Source organism: Frigidibacter sp. MR17.14 (assembly GCF_037095735.1).
Lineage (GTDB): Bacteria > Pseudomonadota > Alphaproteobacteria > Rhodobacterales > Rhodobacteraceae > Frigidibacter.
Window position 1 is genome coordinate 38,083 of record NZ_JBAWKD010000008.1, and the last position, 23,905, is coordinate 61,987.

General features: G+C 67.8%; 29 protein-coding genes. 12 read left to right on the top strand and 17 right to left on the bottom strand.

What is annotated here, in order from left to right:
- Positions 1 to 139: 139 nt before the first annotated feature.
- The 6 genes from trmD (at position 140) to V8J36_RS17325 (ending at position 3,986) form a co-directional block, all read left to right on the top strand.
- Positions 140 to 904, top strand: coding sequence for a tRNA (guanosine(37)-N1)-methyltransferase TrmD (gene trmD / locus V8J36_RS17300; protein ID WP_336468683.1), 765 nt, complete (start codon positions 140 to 142; stop codon positions 902 to 904).
- 50 nt (positions 905 to 954) lie between these two features.
- On the top strand, positions 955 to 1,329 hold the full coding sequence (rplS, locus tag V8J36_RS17305; protein WP_336468576.1) for a 50S ribosomal protein L19: 375 nt from the start codon (positions 955 to 957) through the stop codon (positions 1,327 to 1,329).
- A gap of 11 nt (positions 1,330 to 1,340) precedes the next feature.
- Positions 1,341 to 1,562 carry a 50S ribosomal protein L31 gene (gene rpmE, locus V8J36_RS17310; RefSeq protein ID WP_336460587.1) on the top strand — a complete coding sequence of 74 codons (222 nt, stop codon included), beginning with the start codon at positions 1,341 to 1,343 and terminating at the stop codon, positions 1,560 to 1,562.
- A 138-nt stretch (positions 1,563 to 1,700) separates the two neighbouring features.
- A complete protein-coding gene (locus tag V8J36_RS17315) occupies positions 1,701 to 2,723 on the top strand; it encodes a cation diffusion facilitator family transporter (protein ID WP_336468577.1) in 1,023 nt (340 codons plus the stop codon).
- A complete protein-coding gene (locus tag V8J36_RS17320) occupies positions 2,720 to 3,073 on the top strand; it encodes an ArsR/SmtB family transcription factor (RefSeq protein ID WP_336468578.1) in 354 nt (117 codons plus the stop codon). The genes V8J36_RS17315 and V8J36_RS17320 overlap by 4 nt, the downstream gene beginning before the upstream one ends.
- Before the next feature lie 103 nt (positions 3,074 to 3,176).
- On the top strand, positions 3,177 to 3,986 hold the full coding sequence (locus tag V8J36_RS17325; protein ID WP_336468579.1) for a division plane positioning ATPase MipZ: 810 nt from the start codon (positions 3,177 to 3,179) through the stop codon (positions 3,984 to 3,986).
- Positions 3,987 to 4,223: 237 nt separating this feature from the next.
- Here the strand turns inward: V8J36_RS17325 and V8J36_RS17330 are convergent, their stop codons facing one another.
- The 6 genes from V8J36_RS17330 to V8J36_RS17355 form a co-directional block, all read right to left on the bottom strand.
- A complete protein-coding gene (locus V8J36_RS17330; protein WP_336468580.1) occupies positions 4,224 to 4,943 on the bottom strand; it encodes a sulfate/molybdate ABC transporter ATP-binding protein in 720 nt (239 codons plus the stop codon).
- 8 nt (positions 4,944 to 4,951) lie between these two features.
- On the bottom strand, positions 4,952 to 5,824 hold the full coding sequence (gene cysW, locus V8J36_RS17335) for a sulfate ABC transporter permease subunit CysW (RefSeq protein WP_336468581.1): 873 nt from the start codon (positions 5,822 to 5,824) through the stop codon (positions 4,952 to 4,954).
- On the bottom strand, positions 5,817 to 6,662 hold the full coding sequence (cysT, locus tag V8J36_RS17340) for a sulfate ABC transporter permease subunit CysT (protein WP_336468582.1): 846 nt from the start codon (positions 6,660 to 6,662) through the stop codon (positions 5,817 to 5,819). The genes cysW and cysT overlap by 8 nt, the downstream gene beginning before the upstream one ends.
- 1 nt (position 6,663) lies before the next feature.
- Positions 6,664 to 7,647 carry a sulfate ABC transporter substrate-binding protein gene (locus V8J36_RS17345; RefSeq protein WP_336468583.1) on the bottom strand — a complete coding sequence of 328 codons (984 nt, stop codon included), beginning with the start codon at positions 7,645 to 7,647 and terminating at the stop codon, positions 6,664 to 6,666.
- A gap of 10 nt (positions 7,648 to 7,657) precedes the next feature.
- Entirely contained in the window at positions 7,658 to 7,909 is a 252-nt protein-coding gene (locus tag V8J36_RS17350; protein WP_336468584.1) for a hypothetical protein, read from the bottom strand.
- 217 nt (positions 7,910 to 8,126) lie between these two features.
- Positions 8,127 to 8,588, bottom strand: a complete 462-nt coding sequence (locus V8J36_RS17355; RefSeq protein WP_336468585.1) for an RrF2 family transcriptional regulator — start codon at positions 8,586 to 8,588, stop codon at positions 8,127 to 8,129.
- A 132-nt stretch (positions 8,589 to 8,720) separates the two neighbouring features.
- On the opposite strand from V8J36_RS17355, the gene V8J36_RS17360 reads away from it, so the two are divergent.
- Positions 8,721 to 9,194 carry an Lrp/AsnC family transcriptional regulator gene (locus tag V8J36_RS17360; RefSeq protein ID WP_336468586.1) on the top strand — a complete coding sequence of 158 codons (474 nt, stop codon included), beginning with the start codon at positions 8,721 to 8,723 and terminating at the stop codon, positions 9,192 to 9,194.
- Between the two features lie 77 nt (positions 9,195 to 9,271).
- Here the strand turns inward: V8J36_RS17360 and pheT are convergent, their stop codons facing one another.
- The 4 genes from pheT to V8J36_RS17380 form a co-directional block, all read right to left on the bottom strand.
- Entirely contained in the window at positions 9,272 to 11,680 is a 2,409-nt protein-coding gene (gene pheT, locus V8J36_RS17365; protein ID WP_336468587.1) for a phenylalanine--tRNA ligase subunit beta, read from the bottom strand.
- Position 11,681: 1 nt separating this feature from the next.
- The gene (locus V8J36_RS17370) at positions 11,682 to 12,032 is read right to left on the bottom strand and encodes a cupin domain-containing protein (RefSeq protein ID WP_336468588.1); all 351 of its coding nucleotides are present in this window, start codon (positions 12,030 to 12,032) and stop codon (positions 11,682 to 11,684) included.
- Positions 12,029 to 13,108, bottom strand: coding sequence for a phenylalanine--tRNA ligase subunit alpha (gene pheS, locus V8J36_RS17375; RefSeq protein ID WP_336468589.1), 1,080 nt, complete (start codon positions 13,106 to 13,108; stop codon positions 12,029 to 12,031). Before pheS ends, V8J36_RS17370 begins: the two co-directional genes overlap by 4 nt.
- Positions 13,109 to 13,189: 81 nt before the next feature.
- Positions 13,190 to 14,602 carry an alanine/glycine:cation symporter family protein gene (locus V8J36_RS17380; RefSeq protein ID WP_336468590.1) on the bottom strand — a complete coding sequence of 471 codons (1,413 nt, stop codon included), beginning with the start codon at positions 14,600 to 14,602 and terminating at the stop codon, positions 13,190 to 13,192.
- Between the two features lie 222 nt (positions 14,603 to 14,824).
- Between V8J36_RS17380 and V8J36_RS17385 the strand changes: the two genes are divergently transcribed.
- The gene (locus V8J36_RS17385) at positions 14,825 to 15,214 is read left to right on the top strand and encodes a MarR family winged helix-turn-helix transcriptional regulator (RefSeq protein WP_336468591.1); all 390 of its coding nucleotides are present in this window, start codon (positions 14,825 to 14,827) and stop codon (positions 15,212 to 15,214) included.
- Positions 15,215 to 15,217: 3 nt separating this feature from the next.
- On the top strand, positions 15,218 to 16,423 hold the full coding sequence (locus V8J36_RS17390) for a Bcr/CflA family efflux MFS transporter (protein ID WP_336468592.1): 1,206 nt from the start codon (positions 15,218 to 15,220) through the stop codon (positions 16,421 to 16,423).
- A 76-nt stretch (positions 16,424 to 16,499) separates the two neighbouring features.
- Here V8J36_RS17390 and rplT read toward each other — a convergent pair whose 3' ends face one another.
- The 4 genes from rplT to pyk form a co-directional block, all read right to left on the bottom strand.
- On the bottom strand, positions 16,500 to 16,871 hold the full coding sequence (rplT, locus tag V8J36_RS17395; RefSeq protein ID WP_336468593.1) for a 50S ribosomal protein L20: 372 nt from the start codon (positions 16,869 to 16,871) through the stop codon (positions 16,500 to 16,502).
- 16 nt (positions 16,872 to 16,887) lie between these two features.
- Positions 16,888 to 17,088: a 50S ribosomal protein L35 gene (rpmI, locus tag V8J36_RS17400; protein ID WP_336460607.1), complete on the bottom strand. Its 201-nt coding sequence runs from the start codon at positions 17,086 to 17,088 to the stop codon at positions 16,888 to 16,890.
- 147 nt (positions 17,089 to 17,235) lie between these two features.
- Positions 17,236 to 17,460, bottom strand: a complete 225-nt coding sequence (locus tag V8J36_RS17405) for a hypothetical protein (RefSeq protein ID WP_336468594.1) — start codon at positions 17,458 to 17,460, stop codon at positions 17,236 to 17,238.
- A gap of 48 nt (positions 17,461 to 17,508) precedes the next feature.
- A complete protein-coding gene (pyk, locus tag V8J36_RS17410) occupies positions 17,509 to 18,957 on the bottom strand; it encodes a pyruvate kinase (RefSeq protein ID WP_336468595.1) in 1,449 nt (482 codons plus the stop codon).
- 129 nt (positions 18,958 to 19,086) lie between these two features.
- On the opposite strand from pyk, the gene V8J36_RS17415 reads away from it, so the two are divergent.
- The 3 genes from V8J36_RS17415 to V8J36_RS17425 all read left to right on the top strand — a co-directional run bounded on the left by V8J36_RS17415 (position 19,087) and on the right by V8J36_RS17425 (position 20,829).
- Positions 19,087 to 19,848 carry an N-formylglutamate amidohydrolase gene (locus V8J36_RS17415; RefSeq protein WP_336468596.1) on the top strand — a complete coding sequence of 254 codons (762 nt, stop codon included), beginning with the start codon at positions 19,087 to 19,089 and terminating at the stop codon, positions 19,846 to 19,848.
- A gap of 62 nt (positions 19,849 to 19,910) precedes the next feature.
- Positions 19,911 to 20,222: a DUF1244 domain-containing protein gene (locus V8J36_RS17420; protein ID WP_336468597.1), complete on the top strand. Its 312-nt coding sequence runs from the start codon at positions 19,911 to 19,913 to the stop codon at positions 20,220 to 20,222.
- 184 nt (positions 20,223 to 20,406) lie between these two features.
- Complete coding sequence (locus V8J36_RS17425; protein WP_336468598.1) at positions 20,407 to 20,829, top strand: hypothetical protein; 423 nt, start codon at positions 20,407 to 20,409, stop codon at positions 20,827 to 20,829.
- Between the two features lie 33 nt (positions 20,830 to 20,862).
- On the opposite strand, the gene V8J36_RS17430 is transcribed toward V8J36_RS17425, so the two are convergent.
- The 3 genes from V8J36_RS17430 to dgcN are packed head-to-tail and all read right to left on the bottom strand — an operon-like array spanning position 20,863 to position 23,795.
- Positions 20,863 to 21,723, bottom strand: coding sequence for a D-amino-acid transaminase (locus V8J36_RS17430; protein ID WP_336468599.1), 861 nt, complete (start codon positions 21,721 to 21,723; stop codon positions 20,863 to 20,865).
- Between the two features lie 23 nt (positions 21,724 to 21,746).
- Positions 21,747 to 22,709 carry an N-acetyl-D-Glu racemase DgcA gene (dgcA, locus tag V8J36_RS17435; protein WP_336468600.1) on the bottom strand — a complete coding sequence of 321 codons (963 nt, stop codon included), beginning with the start codon at positions 22,707 to 22,709 and terminating at the stop codon, positions 21,747 to 21,749.
- Positions 22,710 to 22,739: 30 nt separating this feature from the next.
- A complete protein-coding gene (gene dgcN, locus V8J36_RS17440; RefSeq protein WP_336468684.1) occupies positions 22,740 to 23,795 on the bottom strand; it encodes an N-acetyltransferase DgcN in 1,056 nt (351 codons plus the stop codon).
- Positions 23,796 to 23,905 lie beyond the last annotated feature (110 nt).

Here is a 23,905-nt window from a genome sequence, read left to right on the forward strand (position 1 = left end):
CGACGACGATACGCCCACCCCGCCCGCTTCGGCACCCGGCCCGAAGGCGCGGGCCATGAAATCGCATGGCGCGGCGCCCACGGTGATGAAGTCGCACGGGCGGCTGGCGATCTCGACCTCGATCACGCCGCGCGCGCTGATGGAGGGGCCGGGCCGGGTCCGCGGCGCCTGGACGGCGAAGATCATCACGCTCTTCCCCGGCGCTTTCCCCGGCGTTCTGGGCGAGTCGCTGACCGGCAAGGCGCTGGACATGGGTCTGTGGTATCTGGAAACCATCGACCTGCGCCCCTTCGGCGAGGGCAAGCACCGCAACGTCGACGACACGCCCGCGGGCGGCGGCGCAGGCATGGTGCTGAAGGCCGACGTGGTCGCGCGCGCCATCCAGGAAGCGCAGACCGGCGCGCCCGCCGACCGTGCCGCCTGGCCGGTGATCTATCTCTCGCCGCGCGGCAAGCCGTTCGATCAGGCCTGCGCGCAGCGCCTGAGCCGGGCCGAGGGCGTCACCCTGCTTTGCGGCCGGTTCGAGGGCGTCGACGAGCGCGTGCTGGAGGCTTACGGGGTCGAGGAGATCAGCCTTGGCGACTTCGTCCTGACCGGGGGCGAGATCGCGGCACAGGCCTTGATCGACGCGACGGTCCGGCTTATACCGCGCGTGCTCGGGAATCAGGCGTCCACCGAGGAGGAATCCTTTTCGGACGGACTTCTTGAACACCCGCAGTATACGAAACCCACCGTCTGGAATGGCCGCGCGATCCCGGAAATTCTTCAATCCGGTCACCATGCGCGAATTGCCGACTGGCGACGGGCCATGGCCAAAAGGCTGACGAAAGAACGCCGTCCTGATCTCTGGCGGGCGTGGTGTGCCAAGCACAACACGGACCCGGATGAAGACCGAGAGCTCTGAGGACGCCTCACCTTCGCGGACAACACCGCGAGCAAACAAGGAGACTGGCGATGAACCTTATCGCTCAGATCGAGGCCGAACAGATCGCGGCTCTCGGGAAGTCCATCCCGGACTTCAAGGCCGGCGACACGATCCGCGTCGGCTACAAGGTGACCGAAGGCACCCGTTCGCGCGTGCAGGCCTATGAGGGCGTCTGCATCGCCCGCAAAGGCGGCGCGACGATCTCGGCCTCGTTCACCGTGCGCAAGATTTCCTTCGGCGAAGGCGTCGAGCGCGTGTTCCCGCTGTACTCGACCAACATCGACTCGATCGAAGTGGTCCGTCGCGGTCGCGTGCGTCGTGCGAAGCTGTACTACCTGCGCTCGCGTCGCGGTAAGTCGGCGCGTATCGCCGAAGACACCAACTACAAGCCCAAGGCCGAGTGAGGAGCTGACCCATGCGTGACGGCATCCACCCCGACTATCACTTCATCAACGTGAAGATGACCGACGGCAGCGTCTATCAGGTCCGCTCGACCTGGGGCAAAGAGAACGACACCATGTCGCTCGACATCGACCCGCTGGCCCACCCCGCCTGGACTGGCGGTTCGGCCCGCCTGATGGACACCGGCGGCCGCGTGTCGAAGTTCAAGAACAAGTACGCCGGCCTCGGCTTCTGAGCCAAAGCTGCAGCGAACAGGACAGGCGCGCCCCCGGGCGCGCCTTTTCCGTTTCAGGAGCATCTTCGGGGCCTTGCTCTTGCGCCGGATCAAAATGCGTGAACACGTGTTCATGTATCGAATCCTCGCCGCGAGCCCATGCCCCACGATCACGCCCACCCCGCCCCCGCGCACGATGACCATGGCCACAAGCAGTGCCGGCATGGGCGCTCCGATGGCCATGGGCATTCGCATGGCCATGACCACGGGCACGATCACGGGCCGGGGCACAGCCACGCACCGGAGCTGACGGCCAGCAACGAGAAGATCGTGCTGGCCGCCGCGATCCTGACCGCGGGCTTCATGCTGGCCGAGGTCGTGGGCGGGCTCATGTCCGGCTCACTCGCGCTGATCGCCGATGCCGGGCACATGATGACCGACGCCGCCGCGCTGACGCTCGCCTGGGCCGCCTTCCGCTTCGGCCGCCGCGGGCGCTCGGCCCGCAAGACCTTCGGCTATCACCGCTTCGAGGTGCTGGCCGGCTTCGTCAACGCGCTGGTGCTGATCGTGCTGACCGCCTGGATCGTCTACGAGGCGATCCGCCGGCTGATGGAACCGCATGTCGTCCTGACCGGCCCGATGTTCTGGGTCGCGGTTGCGGGGCTGGGCGTGAATGCCCTGGTGTTCTGGGTCCTGAGCCGGGGCGCGACCGACCACGTGAACATCAAGGGCGCGATGCTGCATGTGATGGGCGACCTTCTGGGTTCGGTCGCCGCGATCGCCGCGGCGCTCGGGATCTGGGCCACGGGCTGGAGCTGGCTCGACCCGGTGCTGTCGGTGCTGTTGTCGGCGCTGGTGCTGCGCTCTGGCTGGGCGCTGTTGCGCGCCTCGATGCACATCCTGATGGAGGGCACGCCCGAGGGTGTCGAGACCGAAGCGATCCGCCACGAGCTGGAGCAGTTGCCCGGCGTCGCCTTCGTCGAACATGTCCATGTCTGGTCGATCACCTCGGGCAAGGCGATGGCGACGCTGCATCTGGGCGTGACCGACGGCACCGATCCCTTCGCGGTGAAGGCTGCGGTCCGGGACGCGCTTCAGCACCACTTCGGCATCGGCCACACGACGATCGAGATCGACCCGCAGCCCGGCTTCACCTGCCATCTCGCGCGGGGTCACGCATGAGCCGCGCCGACGCGACCGCGGACGGGGACGAGATCACCCTTCTGGCCGAGACCTTCCGGCTTCTGGGCGATCCGACGCGGCTCAGGATCCTGATCGCCTGCCTCGGGGGGCCGATGGCCGTCGGCGCCATCGCAGAGGCGGTGGGAGCAAGCCAGACGCTGGTCAGCCACCACCTGCGGCTCTTGCGGGCCGCCCGTCTGGTGCGCGGCGAGAAGCAGGCGCGGCATGTGCTCTACGCCCTGACCGACGCCCATGTCAGCCAGATGCTGCGCGACATGATCGACCATGCCCGCGAGGACGACCACGAGCCTGCGGCCCCGATGCCGCAGCCCGAGGGAATGACGCGCTGAATCGGGACTTGCCCACAGGCTTTCACTTTCCATCGCGCACCCCTCAACATATAGTCGGTGGCCACGGGCTAGGGGCACACGGATAGACATCGGGGGATTCGGTTTGGCGCACATCATCGTCACCGGAAACGAAAAGGGCGGCTCGGGGAAGTCGACGACCAGCATGCACGTGGCCACGGCGCTGGCGCGGATGGGCTGGCGCGTGGGGGCACTCGACCTCGACGTGCGGCAAAAGAGCTTCGGGCGCTACCTCGAGAACCGCCGGGCCTTCATGGCGCGCGAAGGGCTGGTGCTGCCGACGCCCGAGTATCGCGAACTGCCCGAGATCGACCAGGCGCTGGTCGGCCCGAACGACAACATCTTCGACATGAAGCTGTCGGCGGCCGTGGCCGAGCTGGACGAAGGCTGCGACTTCATCCTGATCGACTGCCCCGGCTCGCACACGCGGCTGAGCCAAGTCGCGCATTCGCTGGCCGACACGCTGATCACGCCGCTGAACGACAGCTTCATCGACTTCGACCTGCTGGCGCGCACCGATCCCGACTCGGGCAAGGTGCTCGGCCCCTCGATCTATTCCGAGATGGTCTGGAACGCCCGCCAGCTGCGCGCCCGCGCGGGCCTCAAGCCGATCGACTGGATCGTGCTGCGCAACCGTCTTGGCGCCCAGCACATGCACAACAAGAAGAAGGTCGGCGAGGCGCTGTCGTCGCTGTCGCGCCGCATCGGCTTCCGCGTCGCGCCCGGCTTCTCAGAGCGCGTGATCTTCCGCGAACTGTTCCCGCGGGGCCTGACGCTGCTGGACCTGAAGGACATCGGCGTCGAGAACCTGAACATCTCGAACGTCGCGGCCCGGCAGGAGCTGCGCGACCTGATGAAGGAACTGAAGCTGCCCGAGGTCACGCCGGACTTCTGAACGGGCTTGGCCAGCGGCGGGCGCGGAGCGCGGCCCGCCGGGGATGCTCTCCCGTCACCAGATCGCCAAGGCGCAGCACGAAGGCGTCGCAGCCCGGGCGGGCTGGGGGAAACAGGCGCCGAAGGAAACCCATGTCTTCTCCTGTCGTCATTCGGGCGGCAGGATGGTCAGGACCCGGGGCAACGGCGTGGCGCGGCCCGGCCAGGGCCGGACCGATCCCACGGCATTCTCTGAAAATCAGGCCGACAGGAATTCGCGCACGAAAGGCGTGGCCGGGCGGGCGCGCAGGTCCTGCGGGCGGCCGATCTGCTCGATCCGGCCCATCGACATCACCACCACCAGATCCGCCAGCGCCATCGCCTCGTCCTGGTCATGGGTTACGAAGACGGTGGTCAGTCCGGTCGCATCGTGGATCTCGCGCAGGCCGGTGCGCAGCTCCTTGCGGACCTTGGCGTCGAGCGCCCCGAAGGGCTCGTCCAGAAGCAGCATCCGCGGCTCGATCGCCAATGCGCGGGCCAGGGCCACGCGCTGGCGCTGGCCCCCGGACAACTGCGAAGGATAGCGCTTGCCGATGTCAGGCAGCTGGATCAGCGTTAGAAGCTTCTGAACCCGCCGCTCGATCTCGGCCGCCGGCGGACGCTCGCGCCGCGGGCGGGCGCGCAGGCCATAGGCGATATTGTCGAAGACGGTCATGTGCCGGAACAGCGCGTAGGACTGGAAGACGAAGCCTGCCCGCCGTTCCTGCACGGAAAGACCCGTCGCATCGCGCGCGTCGAACATCAGACGCCCGGCATCGGGGTAGTCGAGCCCGCCGAGGATGCGCAGCAGCGTGGTCTTTCCCGACCCCGAGGGGCCGAGCAGTGCCACCAGCGCCCCCGATGGGATCGACAGGCTGACCGGGTGCAGCGCCACGGTCTGGCCGAAGGTCTTGGCGATTTCGTCGATCTCGATATGCATGCGGGACCTCAATGGCGAAGGGTGGCGGCCAGCTGGTCGGCGAAGCGCCATTCCAGCGCGGTCTTCACGGCCAGCGTCACCAGCGCGAGCGCGGCAAGGACGGCAGCGAGGGTGAAGGCGGCGGTCGAAAGATATTCGTTGTAGAGCATCTCGATCGCGATCGGCATCGTCGCGGTCTCGCCCCGGATCCGGCCCGAAACGACGGTGACCGCCCCGAACTCGCCCATCGCCCGGGCGTTGCACAGCAGCACGCCGTAGAGCAGCGCCCAGCGGATGTTCGGAAGCGTCACGGTGAAGAACACGCGCCAGCCCCCTGCCCCCAGCGTCAGCGCGGCCTCTTCCTCGGTCCGGCCCTGCTCGATCATCACCGGGATCAGCTCGCGTGCGATGAAGGGGAAGGTGACGAAGAGCGTGGCCGCGACGATGCCCGGCAACGCGAAGACGATGGGGAAGCCCGCGGCGACGAACCAGTGGCCCACCGCGCTGTTCGCGCCGAACAGAAGCACGAGGCACAGGCCCGCGACCACCGGCGAGACCGAGAACGGCAGGTCGATCAGCGTGATCAGGAAGGCCTTGCCGCGGAAATCGAACTTGGTGATCAGCCAGGCGGCGGCCACGCCGAAGACCGCGTTCAGCGGCACCGAGATGGCAGCGACCCAAAGCGTCAGCCGGATCGCCGCCCGCGCGTCGGGCTCGTGCAGCGCCTGAACGACGCCAGCGAATCCGTCCGAGAAGGCCTCGGCGAAGACCACGACGAGCGGGGCGAAGAGCAGCAGGGCAAGGATCGCGATCACGGTCAGGATCAGGCCCGCGCGGAACAGCGGGGTTTCGGTCGTCACCTCGCGGCGGGCGAAGCGCGGGGCGGCAGAGGCGTCAGACATGACCGATTCTCCGGCGGCTCCAGACCTGGACCGCGTTGATGAGCAGCAGCAGCGCGAAGGAAATCAGCAGCATCGCGATCCCGATCGCCGCGGCGCCGCCATAGTCAAATTCCTCGAGGCGGATGACGATCAGCAGCGGCGCGATCTCGGTCTTCATCGGGATGTTACCGGCGATGAAGATGACCGAGCCGTATTCGCCGACCGACCGTGCAAGCGCCAGCGCGAAGCCGGTCAGCGCCGCGGGCGTCAGCGCCGGCAGCACGACATGGCGCAGCGTGTGGGCCCGGCTTGCGCCCAGCGTGGCCGAGGCTTCCTCGACCTCGCGGTCGAGATCCTCGATCACGGGCTGCACGGTGCGGGTGACGAAGGGCAGTCCCACGAAGATCAGCGCGACGAGGATACCCCATTGCGTATAGGCGATGCGCTGGCCGAACTCCTTGGCGATCTCGCCGAAGGCGCCGTTCGGGGCGTAAAGCGCGGTCAAGGCGATCCCGGCGACGGCGGTGGGCAGCGCGAAGGGCAAATCGACCGCCGCGTCGATCAGGCGGCGGCCCGGAAAGCGGTAGCGCACCAGCACCCAGGCCAGCGCGACACCGAAGACCAGGTTGAACATCGCCGCGATGAGCGCCAGCCGGAACGACAGGAACAGCGCCGAGGCCACGCGCTCGGTCGCGATCGTGGCCCAGATCTGCGCCGGGCCGAAGGACAGGCCCCGCGCGATCAGGGCCGCCATCGGCAGCAGCACCACCAGCGACAGCAGGGTCAGGGTGATCCCGCCCGCCAGCCCGAGACCGGGCATGGGCGAGCGGGCGACAAGGCGGGGCCAGGCGCGGGTCATGTCATTTCGCCGTGTAGATCTGGTCGAAGATGCCGCCATCCCCGAAATGCTCGGGCTGCACCTTCTTCCAGCCGCCGAAATCCTCGATCGTCACAAGGTCCAGCTTGGGAAAGCGGTCCACATCCGCCGACTCGGCCGCCGAGGCATCCCAGGCGCGGTAGTAGTTCTTGAAGGCCAGCGCCTGCGCCTCGGGCGAATAGAGGTAGTTCAGATAGTCCTCGGCCAGCGCCCGCTGCTCCGGCGTCTTGATATTGGCCTCGACCAGCGCCACCGGCGGCTCTGCCAGCACCGAAACCGAGGGCACGACGATGTCGAACTGATCTTCGCCCAGCTCGGCCAGCGCCAGATAGGCCTCGTTCTCCCAGGCCAGCAAAACGTCGCCGATGCCCCGCTGCGCGAAGGTCGTGGTCGCGCCGCGAGCCCCGGTGTCGAGCACCGGCACATGGGTGAACAGCTCTTTAACGTATTCCTTGGGGTCCTTGCCGTTCTTCTCGGCCCAGGCCCAGGCGGCAAGGTAGTTCCAGCGCGCCCCGCCCGAGGTCTTCGGGTTCGGCGTGATGACCTCGACCCCGTCCTTGGTCAGGTCGCCCCAGTCCTTGATGCCCTTCGGATTGCCGTCGCGCACCAGGAAGACGATGGTCGAGGTATAGGGGGACGAATTGTGCGGCAGCTTGCCCTGCCAGTCGGCGGGAAGCTTGCCCGCATCGGCGATACGGTCGATGTCCGACGCTAGCGCCAGCGTGACCACCTGCGCATCGAGCCCGTCGATCACGGCGCGCGCCTGTGCGCCCGAGCCGCCGTGCGACGCCTGAAGCTGCGCCGCGTCATGCCCCTCGGCCTTCCAGTGGTCTTCGAAGATAGCGTTGTAGGCGCGGTAGAATTCGCGCGTCGGGTCATAACTGACGTTCAGCAGCGATTGCGCCTGGGCGGTCAGCGGGGTGGACAGCAGCAGCGCTGCCAGCGCGGAAAGGGTGAGCTGTTTCATGGGTCCTGCCTCAGCGGCTGCGGTTTCGGGTCTGGAGCGCCTCGATGCGCGGGGTCCAGTTGCGGCGGTCCCGGCCTTCGAGCAACTCGGCCACGGCGCCTGCAGGGTCGCGGCTGAACACGGTCAGCGTGCGGCCATTGACGCGGTGGGCGCGTCCGGTGCGGCGGTCGACAAGCTGGATCGAATAGAGCGGCGCCGGCGTTTCGGCGGCCGCGATATGTCCCGAGGCGGGTCCGCCCCAGCCATGGATCGAGATGGTCATCTCTGGTGCCTCCATCTGCCACCGGCACCGTGCCGGGGATGGCTTAATTACGACCAACTCGCTCGTGTTTATCAAGCGAATAAACACGTCAATCTTTGTCGTGATTTTGGGGAATTATTCTCTTTCGACGCGGACGCGCAGAAGCGGATACCGCGCAGGAAACCCCGCCCGCCGCGACGAGTCAGAGCCAATCATCTGATAAGATGCGTGTTTTCCGCTACACTGCGGCGGGGGCCTGCAGCACGGTTTCGGCCACGCTGGGCTGCGCCACCAGATCGGCCAAGGTAAGCGACTCGATCAGGACGAGGTAGGACCAGAACACTTCCGCGAACAGGCGCCGGATCCGGCAGCTGTTCTCGTCCGAACAATCCTCGCAGCGCTGGTAGGCCCGGCGCGAGAGGCAGGGCAAGGGCGCGATCGGCCCGTCGATCAGCCGCAGCATCTCGGACAGCTGGACGCTGGCCGCAGGCTTGATCAGCTCATAGCCGCCGGCCCGCCCGCGGGTCGAGGCGATGATCCCGGCATTGCGGATTTCGAGCAGGATGTGTTCGAGAAAGCGCTTGGGCGCGCCCGACCGCTTGGCGATCTCTTCGATGCGCAAGGCAGAGCCATCGCCTGCCTTCTCGTCGGCAAGCACCATGAGCGCCTTGAGCGCGTATTTGGCCTTCTGCGTGATCATTCCTCACCCCTAGCCCCAATCCGGAAGGGAATCAACGCGCTCGGGCGGGGTTGGAATAAATCTACACCAAACCTATCGACATTTAGATGTTTTCTGGCATCCTCGCGACTCGCAGCCCCAAGGGAGACCGGAATGGACCAGCTCGACCTGATCGATCGCAAGATCCTCTCGGAACTGATGACCGATGCGACCCTGCCGATCGCGCAGATCGCCGACCGGGTGGGCCTGTCGCAGACCCCCTGCTGGAAGCGGATCCAGAAGCTCGAGGCGGCGGGAATCATCACCCGGCGCGTGGCCGTGGTGGACCCCGCGCGGATCGGACTGGGACTGACGGTCTTCGTGGGGATCGAGGCTGCGGATCATACGCCCGAGTGGCGCGACACCTTCACTCGGACCGTCGCGCGCCTGCCCGAGGTCATGCAGGCCTTCCGGCTGGCCGGTGAAATGGACTACCTGCTGCGCGTCGCGGTCAGCGACATGGAAGGCTACGACCGGTTCTACAAAACGCTGACCGATGCCGTTCCGGTCAAGAACCTGACTTCGCATTTCGCGATGGAATGGCTGAAATCCTCGACGGTCTACCCGCTCGACACCGTCAACAGGTAGCGCCGGGGCGCGGGCAACAGGAAACGCCCGGGCGCGGGGGGCCCGGGGGGGGGGCTCGCCCCCCGACCTTGTTTTCGTCAGCCGCGCAGCGTGCCGCCGGTTGCCTTGGCCACCTTCTCGACGATCTTCGCCGACACCGCCGCAATGTCCTCTTCGGTCAGCGTCTTGTCGGTCGGCTGCAGCCGCACGGTCAGGGCGAGGCTCTTCTTGCCCTGCCCCATCTGCGCCTCGGCCGCGGGTCCGGTGAACTGGTCGAAGACGCGCACGCTGTCGATCAGCGCCTTGTCGGCCCCGGCTGCGGCGTTGACCGCCGTCAGCGCCTCGACACCCGCGTCCAGCACGAAGGCGAAGTCGCGCTCGACCGCCTGCAGGTCCAACAGCTTCAGCGCGGGCCGGGTGGCGGATTTCACCTTCGGGAACGGCACCGATTCCGGCAGCACCGTGAAGGCCACCGCCGGGCCCTTCACGCCCATCTCGCGCAGCACCTTGGGATGCACCTCGCCAAAGACCGCCATCGCGTTCGGCCCTAGCGCGATCACGCCCGAGCGGCCCGGGTGGAACCAGCCCGGCACCTTGCGGGTGACCTGCACCCGCGCGGGCGCGCCGATCGCGGACAGCACCGCCTCGGCGTCGGCCTTGGCATCGTAGAGGTCGACGGGACGGCGCGTCCCGAACGTGTCCCGCTGGGCCGAGGCGCCGACCAGCAGGCCCGCCGCCGCCAGCCTCTGCTCGCCCGGCTCGCCGCCCGCGAAGACCGGGCCGATCTCGAACAGCGCCAGATCCGCGAAGCCCCGCGCCTGGTTGCGCGCTGCCGCCGCCAGCAGGCCCGGCAGCAGGTCGGGCCGCAGGTGGGTCATTTCCGAGGAAATGGGGTTCTCGATCCGCACCGCGTCCGAGCCGCCGCCGAACAGCGCCGCCGAAGCGCCGTCGATGAAGCTGTAGGTGACGCATTCATTGTAGCCGAGGCTCGCCAGCGCCCGGCGCGCGGTCTTCTCGCGCATCTGCATCGGCGTCAGGATCGGCTGCGGCACGCCTGCGGCTTCCCGCGCCATAGGCTTGCCCTCGAGCTTCGTCAGCGAGGCGATCCGCGCAACCTCTTCGACCAGATCCGCCTCGCCCAGCACATCGGGACGCCAGCTGGGCGGCGTCGCCATGTCGCCGTCCATCACGAAGCCCAAGGCTTCCAGCGTCTGGCGCTGGGTTTCCGGCGCGATCTCCATCCCCACCAGGCTGATGACACGCGCGGTGTCCAGCTTGTAGGCCCGCGTGGTGTCGGGGGCGGCACCGGCGGTCACGACGTCTGAAGCCTCGCCGCCGCAGAGATCGAGGATCATCCGCGTCGCCAGTTCCATGCCGTCGGCGGTGAAGGCCGGATCGATCCCGCGCTCGAAGCGATAGCGCGCGTCCGAGTTGATGCGTAGGGCGCGGCCCGTCGTGGCCGTGCGGATCGGGTCGAAGAACGCGGCTTCCAGGAAGACCTCGGTGGTCTCGTCCGAACAGCCGGTCTCTTCGCCACCCATCACGCCGCCAAGGCTTTCCACCTTCTCGCCGGCCGCGATCACGGTCATGCCGGGCTTCAGCGCATAGGTCTTGCCGTCGAGCGCCAGCAGGCTCTCGCCCTCGCGCGCCGAGCGGACGGTGAGCCCGCCCGCGACCTTGCCGGCATCGAAGACATGCAGCGGCCGGTTCAGGTCGAAGGTGAAGAGGTTGGTGATGTCCACCAGCACCGAGATCGGACGCAGGCCGATCGCGGTCAGGCGCTGTTGCAGCCAGTCCGGCGAGGGGCCGTTCTTCACGCCGCGGATCACCCGGCCGAGGAAATGCGGGCAGGCTTTTTCACTGACCTCGGGGGCCAGCGTCACCGGCACCGGGCAGGGGAAGGTGCCCGCGACCGGCTCGACCTTGAGCGGTTTCAGGACCCCGAGGCCCCGCGCCGCGAGGTCGCGCGCGATGCCGCGCACGCCCAAGGCATCGGGGCGGTTCGGGGTAATCTTGATGTAGATCATCGGATCGACCGCGGCGGGGCGGTTCGCGGCCAGCCAGTCGACGAACTTCTGGCCAACCTCGCCCGAGGGCAGCTCAATGATCCCGCCGTGCTCGTCGGAAAGCTCCAGCTCGCGCTCCGAGGCCATCATGCCGTGGCTTTCGACGCCGCGGATCTTTCCGACGCCGAGCGTGGTGTCGATGCCGGGGACGTAGTCGCCGGGCTTGCACAGCACGACGGTGATGCCGGCGCGGGCGTTCGGGGCGCCACAGACGATCTGCTTTTCACCCTCGTCGGTCATCACGCGGCAGACCCGCAGCCGGTCGGCATCGGGGTGCTGCTCGGCATGCACGACCTTCGCCAGCGTGAAGGTTTCCAGCTTGGCGGCGGGGTTCGTGACCTCCTCGACCTCGAGCCCGAGGTCGGTCAGCGCATAGAGGATCTCGTCGAGGCTCGCCTCGGTCTCGAGATGGCCCTTCAGCCAGGAGAGGGTGAATTTCATGTCAGATCTCGATCTTCTTGACGGCCGTCGCGACGTCGCCGGTGTTCGGGGTGTTGCGCGGCTCGATGATCATCAGATGCACCTCGTCGGCGGCCATCGGGCAATGCTCGACGCCCGCGGGCACCACGAACATCTCGCCCGCACCCAGCGTCACGTCGCCCTCGCGCATCTGGATCGTCATGGTCCCCTTCAGGACCAGGAACAGGTCGTCGGTGTCGTCATGGGAATGCCAGACGAACTCGCCCTGCGCCTTCACGACCATCACGTCGTTGCCGTTGTACTGAGCGACGATCTTCGGCGACCAGTGCTCGGAGAAGGTCGAAAGCTTCTCGGCCAGATTGACGGGCTTCATGCCGATACCCCGCCGAAGACGGTCGGCACATCAAGCGGCGTGAAGCCGTAGTGCTTGAGCCACCGCAGGTCGCTCTCGAAGAAGGCGCGCAGGTCGGGGATGCCGTATTTCAGCATCGCCATCCGGTCGATGCCCATGCCGAAGGCAAAGCCCTGCCACTCGGCCGGGTCGACATTCGCCGCCGCCAGCACCTTGGGGTGCACCATGCCCGAGCCCAGAACCTCCATCCAGCCGTCGCCCTCGCCGATGCGCAGCTGGCCATCGACCCAGGAACACTGGATGTCGACCTCGGCCGAGGGCTCAGTGAAGGGGAAGTGCGAGGCGCGGAAGCGCGTCTTCACCTTCACGCCGAAATAGGCGGTGAAGAATTCTTCCAGCACCCATTTCAGGTTCGCCATCGAGATATCCTTGCCGATGGCGAGGCCCTCGATCTGGTGGAACATCGGCGTATGGGTCTGGTCCATGTCCATGCGGTAGACGCGGCCCGGGGCGATGACGCGGATCGGCGCGCCCTGTTCGGTCATCGCGCGGATCTGCACCGGCGAGGTGTGGGTGCGCAGGACATGCGGCGGGCGGTTGTCGCCCTCGGCCCGCGCCATGAAGAAGGTGTCGTGTTCCTGCCGGGCGGGGTGTTCCGGCGGGATGTTGAGGGCGTCGAAGTTGAACCAGTCGCTTTCGACCTGCGGGCCTTCGGCCACGGCGAAGCCCATGTCGGCGAAGATCGCGGTCACCTCGTCCATCACCCGGCTGACGGGGTGGATCGTGCCCATGCGACGGGGGCGGCCCGGCAGGGTGACGTCGAGCCACTCGGCCTTCAGGCGTTCATCCAGCGCGGCATCGGCCAGCGCCGCCTTCTTGGCGCGCAGCGCCGCGTCGATCTCGTCCTTCAGGCGGTTCAGCGCGGCGCCGGTGGTCTGGCGCTCTTCGGGGCTCATCCTGCCCAGCTCGCGCATCATCAGGCTGATCTCGCCCTTCTTGCCCAGCGCCGCCAGCCGCAGCTCTTCCAGCGCACCCTCGTCGCCCGCGCCCGAGACGCCTTCCAGATATTTGGCCTTCAGCGCGTCGAGCCCGTCCATGATCCGCGTCCTCAAAGAATTGCGCGCCCCTGCTAGCAAGCGGGGCGCGCGAAGTCAAAGCGGCGTGGCGTTGGGCGCGCCTTACTTCCAGATCGTCGGGTCGACGCCCTTCGCCAGACCCGGGTGATCCGACAGGTGGAAGCGCGGCTGCTTGCCGATCAGGCGCTGGTTCAGATAGCTGCGCGTCACCGCCGCGACCGTGCCCGACAGCGCCACGATCGCGATCAGGTTGATCGTCGCCATCAGCCCCATCGCCGCATCGGCGAAGTTGAAGACGGTCGCGACCGCCTGCATCGCGCCCCAGACCACCATCAGCAGCGCCACGGCCCGCAGCACCGAGAGCCCGGCCTTGTTGCCGAGGCCCAGGAAGTCCATCGCGTTCTCGGCATAGGCGTAGTTGCCGATGATCGAGGTGAAGGCGAAGAAGAAGATCGCCACCGCGATGAAGATGTCGCCGAAGCTGCCGAAGTGGTGCTCCAGCGCGGACTGGGTCAGCGCGGTGCCGGTGATGCCCGAGCCCGGCTCGACCACGCCCGACAGCAGGATCATGATCGCCGTCGCGGTGCAGACCAGCAGCGTGTCGATGAAGACCCCCAGCGCCTGCACGAAGCCCTGGCTCGAGGGGTGGTGCGGATCGGGGGTGGCCACGGCGGCGATGTTCGGGGCCGAGCCCATGCCCGCCTCGTTCGAGAAGAGCCCGCGCTTGATGCCGTTCATCGCCGCGGCGGCGATCCCCCCCGCGATGCCGCCCGCGGCCTGCCCAAGCCCGAAGGCGCCGCCGACGATCTGGCCCAGCACCGCCGGCACCTCGGTGATGTTCAGCGCCAGCACCACGATCGCCAGCAGCAGGTAGATCCCGGCCATGAACGGCACCACGATCTCGGCCACGCGGGCGATCTGCGGGATGCCGCCGAAGATGATGATCGCGGTCAGCACCGCAAGGCCAAGGCCCACGGCCAGTTTCGGCACGCCGAAGGCGCCCTCGAAGGCCTCGGCGATCGAGTTCGCCTGCACCGCGTTGAACACCAGACCGAAGGCGATGATCAGGCAGACCGAGAACACCGCCCCCAGCCAGGGCATCCCCAGCCCGCGCGCGATATAGAAGGCGGGACCGCCGCGATACATCCCGCCCGCGCCGTGGGTCTTGTAGAGCTGCGCGAGCGTGCTTTCGGCATAGGCCGTGGCCATGCCCACCAGCGCGACCATCCACATCCAGAAAACCGCCCCCGGGCCGCCAAGGTAGATCGCCACCGCGACGCCGGCGATGTTGCCGGTGCCGACGCGGCTGGCGAGGCTGACGGTCAGCGCCTGCAGCGGCGAGATGCCGTTCTTGTCACTTTCGCCAGAGCCCATCACGCAGCAAAACATCTCGGGGAAGTGGCGGAACTGCAGGAAGCCGAGGCGAATCGTGAAGTACAGCCCGACGGCAAGCAGGCCGTAGATCAGGACATAGCCCCAGAAGATCGTGTTCAGGAAATCGATGATCGGGTCCATACGGGGCCTCGCTGCAAATTGATGCGTCGGCACCAACCTGCCAAGGGACGATCGGTTCGGAAAGACTTTTCCAAAAGGTATCAATTGCCGAAGGGTCGTTGCCTTGCCTGCGGCGCCGCCCTAACATTGTTGGCACTGCAACCGATCGGGAGCCAGATGCCGACTCCGCACGAACGACTGGGCCGTCGCCTCCAGCACTCGGCCCGCGCATGGCGCAGGGCCGTGAACGCCAAGCTTGCACCGCTCGACCTCACCGAGGCGACCTGGCTGCCGCTTCTTTACCTTCACCGCGCCGAACGCCCCGTGCGTCAGGTCGACCTTGCCGAGTTCCTGTCGCTGGACCGGTCCTCGGTGGTGCGCCTCGTCGACACGCTCGAAGGGGCGGGGCTGGTGAAGCGCAGCGAGGATCCGCTGGACCGCCGCGCCAAGCGCCTGACCCTGCAGGAAGCCGCGCTTCCGATCGTCAAGCTGGCCGAATCCGCGGCGACCGAGGTGCGCGAGCACGTGCTGGACGGGCTCACCGCGCTCGACATCGATCTGGCGAACCGGGTGCTCGAACATATCCTCGACCGGCTGCCCTCGATCCCCGACGACCCGATGGACAGGGTCTGACCCATGGCCGTCGGGGCGGATGCCACTTTCCCCCTGACGGGACCGCCCCGCCGCCTGCCCCTTTGGAGCCTGGTTCTGATCAGCTTCTCTGGCACGCTGGGAATGCACATCTTCATTCCCGCCCTGCCGCTGGCCGGCGCCGAGCTTGGCGCCGGTGCGGGCGGGATGCAGATGACGATCTCGCTCTACATCCTCGGGCTGGCCGTCGGGCAACTGCTCTATGGCCCGGTGTCAGACCGCTACGGACGGCGGCCACCGCTGCTGGCGGGCCTCGCGCTCTATGCCGCGGCCGGGATCCTTGCCGCCTCGGCGCAGGGGCTGCCGGCGCTGGTCGCGGCACGGGTGTTTCAGGCCCTTGGCGGCTGCGCGGGTCTGGTGCTGGCCCGCGCCATGGTCCGCGACATCGCCCCGCCGCGCGAGGCGGCCGGGCAACTGGCCGCGCTGAACATGATCGTGGCCATCGGCCCGGCGCTGGCGCCGCTGGCCGGCGGACTGCTGGCCAGCCTGCTGGGATGGCGGTCGATCTTCGGCTTCCTTTCGGCGCTCGGCGTGCTGTGCATGGCCGTCGCGCTCTGGGTCATCCCCGAAACGCATCGCGGCGCCCGCGTGACCGGGCTTCTGGGCGCGAACCGCGCGCTGATCGGCGATCCCGCTTTCCGGCTGCTGGCGCTTGGCGGCTCCTGCGCGACGACCTCGCTCTACGCCATCGTCGCCACCGCGCCCTTCGTGCTCACCCACCGTCTGGGGTTCGAGCCCGGGGTGCTGGGGCTTGCCCTCGGCATCGTCATCCTCGGGGTGACCTCGGGCAGCCTCGCGGCGCGCAGGCTGCTGCGACGGGTCGCGATGCCGCGGATGCTGGTCCTGGCGACGCTGGGGGCCACGACGGCCGCCCTCCTTGCGCTGGGGCTGGCAGCCTTCGCCCCGATGACGCTCGCGCTCTACCTCGCGCCGCTCTTCGCCTATACCTTCTGCGCAGGCCTCACGAGCCCGGTCGCCGCGACCTCGGCGCTCAGCGTCAGGCCAGACCTCGCCGGCGCGGCCTCGGGGCTGTACGGCTTCGCACAGATGGGCTTCGGAGCGCTGGCCTCGGCCGTGGCCGGGCTGGGCGCGGATCCGGCGGTCTCGGCCGCGCTGTTCCTCGTCGCCTCGGCGCTGACGGCGCAGATCTGCTTCCGGCAGGTGATCCGCAGCGGCCGGATGCCGGACTGATACCACAGCCGCAGACCTGAAAGGGAAAGGGCCCCGCGTCGCCGCGGGGCCCTTCCCTATCGTTGATCCGGTCGGATCAGGCGGCAGCCGGAACGGCGGCGCGGGCCTTCTCGACGATGCCGGCGAAGACCGACGGCTCGTGCACGGCCAGATCGGCCAGAACCTTGCGGTCCACTTCGATCCCGGCGACGGCCAGCGCGTTGATGAAGCGCGAATAGGTCATCGTCGCATCGATCTCGCGGACGGCGGCGTTGATCCGCTGGATCCACAGGGCGCGGAAGTTGCGCTTGCGGGCCTTGCGGTCACGCGTCGCGTACTGTTGCGCCTTGTCGACCGCCTGCGTGGCGGTGCGGAAGTTGCGGCTGCGGGCGCTGTAGTAGCCCTTCGCGGCCTTGATTACCTTGCGGTGACGGGCGTGGGTCACCTTGCCGGACTTGACGCGTGCCATATCTCAGCTCTCCCGTTCAGCGGTTGTAGGGCATGTATTTCTTGACGATCTTCGCGTCCGACTCGGACAGGATCATCGTCCCGGTCACGTCGCGGATGAATTTCGTCGAGCGCTTGATCATGCCGTGCCGCTTGCCGGCCGGGCCCGCCTTGACCTTGCCGGTCGCGGTGAACGAGAACCGCTTCTTGGCAGCGGACTTCGTCTTCATCTTGGGCATTTCCATCTCCTCTTGCGAGTTGTCATGCGCACGACTCGGCAATGCCACATCGGCCGGCCGTGCGAGGTTCGAGCCGCGGCCTATAGACGGCTTCCGGGTGTTGCGCAAGGGGCCGAGCCTGCCACGGGCCGGAAAATCCCTGCCCCGTCAGTGGATGATGTCGGCCACGACGCCCAGGAAAACATGCGGCAGTTCGGCCAACAGGTAACCGCCAGGATGCGCGACCCAGGCGGCGGCCATGATCCCGCCGCCGACCAGCAGCGCGACCAGCGCGGCCCAGGGCCTGCGGCCATCGGACCAGGCGCTGACCGCGGCCGGAAGGCCGAGCGCGGCGATCACCGCGCCCAGCACGAGGATGTGGTCAGCATCCACCGGCGTCGCCGGGGCCGGACTGCCAGAGCGGGCGGCCCCGGGCCCCGGTCATTCGGGATCGGTGCGGTAGATCAGGCGCTCGTCGCAGGGGGCCACGCGCAGGATATTCGTGGTGCCCTGCACGTTGAACGGCACGCCCGCAACCAGCACGATCGACTCCTCTTCACGCGCGAAACCGTGCTGCACCGCGGTACGAACTGCGCCAACGACCGCGCCCTTGAAGCGGTCGGCCGCCTCGCAATAGGCGACATGCACACCCCAGGTCAGGCAGAGCTTGCGCAGCACCGAAGTGTTGGGCGTCAGCGCCAGGATCGGAACCCGCGGCCGCTCGCGCGCGACGAGGTTCACGGTCTTGCCGGTCTCGGTGTAGCAGCAGATCGCGCGGATCTGGGCGCTGGTCTCGGCCAGTTCGCGCGCCGCGCCGACGATGCCCTCGGCGATGGTGCGCCGCTCGATCTTGCGGCTGGCCTCGATCACCTGACGGTAGGTCGCGTCCTCCTCGACCGAACGGGCGACGTTGTCCATCGTCGTCACCGCCTCGATCGGGTAGCGGCCGGCGGCGCTTTCGGCCGACAGCATCACCGCATCGGCGCCCTCGTACATCGCGCCCGCGACGTCCGAGACCTCGGCCCGCGTCGGCATCGGGCTTTCGATCATCGATTCCAGCATCTGGGTCGCGACGATCACCGGCTTGCCGGCGGCGCGGCACTTGCGGACCAGCCGCTTCTGGATCGGCGGCACCGAATAGACCGGCATCTCGACGCCCAGATCCCCGCGCGCCACCATGATCCCGTCCGAAACCTCGAGGATCTTATCGAAGCTGTTGAGCGCGGCCGGCTTCTCGATCTTGGACAGGATCGAGGCGCGGCCCTTGGCCAGCTCGCGCGCCTCGAGCACGTCCTCGGGACGCTGGACGAAGCTCAGCGCCAGCCAGTCGACGCCAAGCTGGCAGGCGAATTCAAGATCCGAGCGGTCCTTCTCGGACAGCGCGGCCAGTGGCAGCACCACGTCGGGCACGTTCACGCCCTTGCGGTTCGAGATCGTGCCCGGGATCTTCACCGTGCAGTCGGCGAAGTCGGGGCCGCAGCTCTCGACCTTCATCCGGATCTTGCCGTCGTTGATCAGCAGGGTCGATCCGGGCTGCAGCGCCGCGAAGATCTCGGGGTGCGGCAGGCAGCAGCGGGTCGCGTCACCCGGCTTCTGGTCCAGATCGAAGCGGAAGGCCTGCCCCTCTTCGAGATCCTCCGAGCCATGGGTGAAGGTGCCGGTGCGCAGCTTCGGGCCCTGCAGGTCGGCCAGAACCGCGATGGGGCGGCCGGTCTCCTGCTCGGCGCGGCGGATGTTGTCGAAGCGCGCGCGCTGCTCATCCTGGGTGCCATGGCTCATGTTCAGGCGGAACACATCGGCCCCCGCCTTGAACAAAGCCAGAATCGTTTCGTAATCGCTCGAAGCCGGACCCAGCGTGGCCACGATCTTTACATTCCGAAGGCGTCTCATTGCTGCCTCGTTCCTTGTCGGTGTCGTCGTTTTCGGTGGGCCGCGCCCTTGATGGCGGAATTTCCGCCCCCCCGCAACTGGCCCCCGGCCGTTGATCGGCCTAAACAGAGCGTGAAACGGAAATGCGACATGTCCCTGCACGAAATTCAGCCTGATGGCCCCGCCTTCGAGATCGTCGGACCCACCCGCCCCTCGCGCTGGCTGGTGACCTGCGACCACGCCACCAACATCGTCCCGCGCTCGGTCGGCCACGGCTCGCTCGGCATCGCCGAGGCCGACATGGCCCGCCACATCGCCTTCGACCCCGGCGCCGCGGGCGTCACGCGGGAACTGGCGGTGATACTCGACGCGCCGGCGATCCTGACCCGCTTCTCGCGGCTGGTGATCGACCCGAACCGCGGCGAAGACGATCCGACGCTGGTGATGAAGCTCTACGACGGCACGATCATCCCCGCGAACCGCACTGTCGGCGCAGCCGAGACCGAGCGGCGGCTGAACGCCTTCCACCGCCCCTACCACCGCGCCTACGAAGACCTGGCCGCGCGCCGCCCCGACACGGTGATCTGCGCGATCCACAGCTTCACCCGCTGCCTACGCGGCCGCGCCACGCGCCCTTGGGAGATCGGCATCCTCTATTCCCACCGCGACGAGCGGCTGGCGAAGCCGCTGATCGCCGCGCTGGCCGCCACCGGACTGACGGTTGGCGACAACGAGCCCTATTCGGGCCATCTCGACGGCGACGCGATCGACCGGCACGCGCTGACGCCGGGCCGGCCGAACGTGCTGATCGAGTTGCGCAACGACCTGATCGCGACCGAGGCCGCGCAGCGCGACTGGGCCGCGCGGCTCGCCGGCCCGCTCGAGTCGGTGCTGGCGCAGAGCGGCCTCTGACCTCATATCGGACCCCATATCGGGGCGACACCCAGCCGCCCCGGCGACAGAAAGGCAGACCGATGGACGACGCGACCCGCACCGAGCTTGAAGCCGCCGCCTTCCGCGCGCTGCGCGAGCACCTGATGGAAAAGCGCCCCGAGGTGCAGAACATCGACCTGATGAACCTCGCCGGGTTCTGCCGCAACTGCCTGTCGCGCTGGTATCAGGAAGCCGCCAACGCCCGCGGCATCGAGATGGGCAAGGACGAGGCGCGCGAGATCTTCTACGGCATGCCCTATGACGCGTGGCGCGCTCAGAACCAGACCGAGGCGGATGCCGCCAAGACGGCCGCCTTCGAGGTCGCCTTCCGCGAGAACGTCGGCAAGTCCTGACCGCGATCGGCGGCGTCTTGCCGAAAAAGCGTCAACACTGCGACCTCGGGCGCCCCGATTGTGTCTCAACCCTTAATTGTGCTGCGGTGACTTCCCGCTTTCGCCAAGATCTTGCCGCAATTCAACCAGAGGGTTGTCTCAAAGCCGGCCGCCAGTGCCGAAAACCAACCCGCGGGGGTCACCTATGAGAAAAGCGCTTCGCAATCCGCAGATCGAACATGTCGACGAAGAGGCATTGCTGGACGCGCAGTTCGCGAACCCCGAGCTTCACTCTGCGGAAGATGCCCTGTGGAATGACGCGCTGCGCGAAGCGGCGGCCGAGACCGCGCTTGACGCGGACTGGGAAACGGCGCGCGGACCGCGCAAGCCGAACCACGGCTACGACCCGGCGGTGATGGTGGTGACCGGCTACGCGCCGGGAACGGATCCGGTGGAAATCACCGTCTTCGCGGCCCAGCCCGACCATTCGGTCGATGTCGACCTGCAGCAATCCGGCGACGGCGGCTCGACCGAGATCATCATCGACGGTCGCCTGCGGGCGGTGCTGCGCGGGGTGACCCCCTACGAGGTCGACCCCACCGATCTGATGATCGAATACGCCGGCTGACGGATCAGCCGGCGATCGCGCTCGGGCGGGCGGTCAGATCGCCGCCTTGCGCATTTCCTCGATATAGATCTCGCGCAGGCGCGTCGCGACATGGCCCGGCGTGCCGGTGCCGATGACCGCCGCGTCGATCTTCACGATCGGCATCACGAAGGCCGAGGCCGAGGTGCAGAAGGCCTCGTCCGCCGCATAGGCCTCGTCCGGGGTGAAGTTCCGCTCGACCACTTCCATCTGCGCCTCGCGGGCGAAGCGCAGGACCGCGGCGCGGGTGATGCCGTGCAGGATGTCGTTCGACAGCGCGCGGGTGATGATCTGGCCGTTCTTCACGATGTAGGCGTTGTTCGAATAGCCTTCGGTCACGAAGCCGTCCTCGACGAACCAGGCATCCGAGACGCCGGCCTTCTTTGCCATCATCTTCGCCATCGACGGGTAGAGCAGCTGCACCGTCTTGATGTCGCGCCGGCCCCAGCGGATGTCCGGCACGGTGATGACCTCGATCCCGGTCTTGGCCAGCGGGCTGTCGGCGAAGCCGGGCTTCGCGGTGGTGAACAGCACCAGCGTCGGCTTCACCGGCGGCTCGGGCCACGAGAAGTCGCGGTCGCCCGGGTTGCCGCGCGTCACCTGCAGATAGACGGTGCCATCGGTGATGCCGTTCTTGGCGATCAGCTGGCGATGGATCTCCAGCAGTTCGTCCATCGTGCAGGGCGCGTCCATCTCAAGCTCGCGCAGGCTGCGCTCAAGCCGCTTCGCATGGCCGCCGAAATCGACCAGCTTGCCGTCGAGAACGGTCGTGACCTCGTAGACGCCATCCGCCATCAGGAAGCCGCGGTCGAAGATCGAGACCTTAGCCTCTTCCTCAGGCAGGTACTCGCCGTTCACATAGACGGTGCGGCTCATGGTCATGTCCTTTCGTGCGGGCGTCAGCCCCAGAGTTCGGCGGCGGGGGGATGCACCCCTTCGGCGTCGTAGGTCAGCGGATGGTCGCGGTCTTCCGCCAGAAGCAGCGGCCCGTCAAGATCGGTGAAGCCCGCGCCCTGTGCGACCAGCACCGCCGGCGCCATCGCAAGGCTCGAGCCGACCATGCAGCCGACCATCACCCCGAAGCCCTCGGCCTTCGCCTCGTCGCGCAGGGCCAGCGCCTCGGTCAGCCCGCCGGTCTTGTCGAGCTTGATGTTCACATAGTCGTACTTGCCCATGATGTCGGGCAGCGAATGACGGTCGTGGCAGCTCTCATCCGCGCAGACCGGCAGCGGCCGCGCGATCTCGGCCAGCATCTCGTCCGCCCCGGCAGGCAGCGGCTGCTCGACCAGCTTCACGCCCATGCGGATCAGGTGCGGAGCGAGGTCGGCATAGATCTCGGGCGTCCAGCCCTCGTTCGCATCGACGATGATCGGCGTGTCGGGGGCGCCCGCCCGAACCGCCGCCAGCCGCGCCATGTCGTTCGGCGTGCCGAGCTTGATCTTCAGCAGCGGCCGGTGCGCGTTCTTCGCTGCCTGCGCGCGCATGTTGTCGGGCTCGTCCAGCGACAGCGTGTAGGCGGTGATCATTGGGCCGGGCTTCGGCAAGCCGGCGATCTGCCAGGCGCGCCGGCCCGCGGCCTTGGCTTCAAGATCCCAGAGCGCGCAATCGACGGCATTGCGCGCGGCCCCGGCGGGCAGCGCAGCCTGCAACGCCTCGCGGGTGATGTCACCGGGCAGGCTCTCGATCTGCGCGGCGACGCTGTCGAGGCTTTCGCCGTAGCGGGCATAGGGCACGCATTCGCCCTGCCCCACGTGCCCGCCGCGGCGGATCGCGACGCGGATCACCTGCGCCTCGGTGCGGCTACCGCGGCTGATGGTGAAGACCTGCGCCAACCGGAAGGTGTCGCGGTGGATCTCGATCATGGCAGGCTCTCCTCTTGTCCGTCCCGGCTCTCAGGCGTCGGGCTCGATGCCCGCGGCAGCGGCCGGGGCCTCGCCGTACCAGCCCTCGATCTTCTCGAGCGCATCGACCAGAACGCCCGCGCCGAAGCGGAACGGGTCGGTGGCGGGCACGCCCATCCGGGCCTCGACCTCGGCAAGATAGGCCTTCGCCTCGGCCTCCGCCATGTGCTGCGTGTTGATCGACACACCCGTCACCACGCAGGCCGGATTGCCGACGCGGGCCAGCATCAGCGCCGCATCGCGCACCTGCTCGAGGCTCGGCAGCTGGTAGCCCGGCAGGCCGCGCATATGGGCGCGCGTCGGTTCGTGGCAGATCACCAGCGCATCGGGCTGGCCGCCATGCACCAGCGCCAGCGTCACGCCGGAATAGCTGACGTGGTAAAGCGAGCCCTGCCCCTCGATCAGGTCCCAGTGGTCGTCCTCGGCATCGGGCGTCAGGTACTCGATCGAGCCCGCCATGAAGTCCGCGATCACCGCATCCAGCGGCACCCCGTCGCCAGTGATCAGGATCCCGGTCTGACCGGTGGCGCGGAAATCGGCCTTCATGCCGCGGGCGCGCATCTCCTTTTCCACGCAAAGCGCCGTGTACATCTTGCCGACCGAGCAATCGGTGCCCACCGCCAGCATCCGCTTGCCGCGGCGCTTCTTGCCGTTGGCGATCGGGTAGTCGACCGCCGGCACCCGCACGTCATGCAGCATGCGTCCGTTCGCCTCGGCCGCCGCGACTAGCGCAGGCTCGTCGCGCAGCAGGTTGTGCAGGCCCGAGGCCAGGTCGTAGCCCAACTCCAGCGCCTCGGTCAGCACCGCGATCCAGGGGTCAGAGATGATGCCGCCCCGGTTCGCCACGCCCACGACCAGCGTCTTCGCACCCGCCGCCTTCGCCTCGGCCAAAGACATGTCCTTCAGCCCGAGGTCGGCCTTGCAGCCCGCCATCCGGAACTGGCCCACCGCGAATTCGGGCCGCCAGTCCTTGATCCCCTGCGCGACCTTCGCCGCCAGCGCATCGGGCGCATCGCCAAGGAACAGAAGATAGGGCGTCTCGATCATGGCCATGGCGGAATCCTCTCTGTTGGTTCCGCAACGATACGCGGCACATCAGAAAAGTCTTGGCCGTTTCGCCGCCCTGCAGCAGAATTCCCGCAAGGCCATCGCGCAAA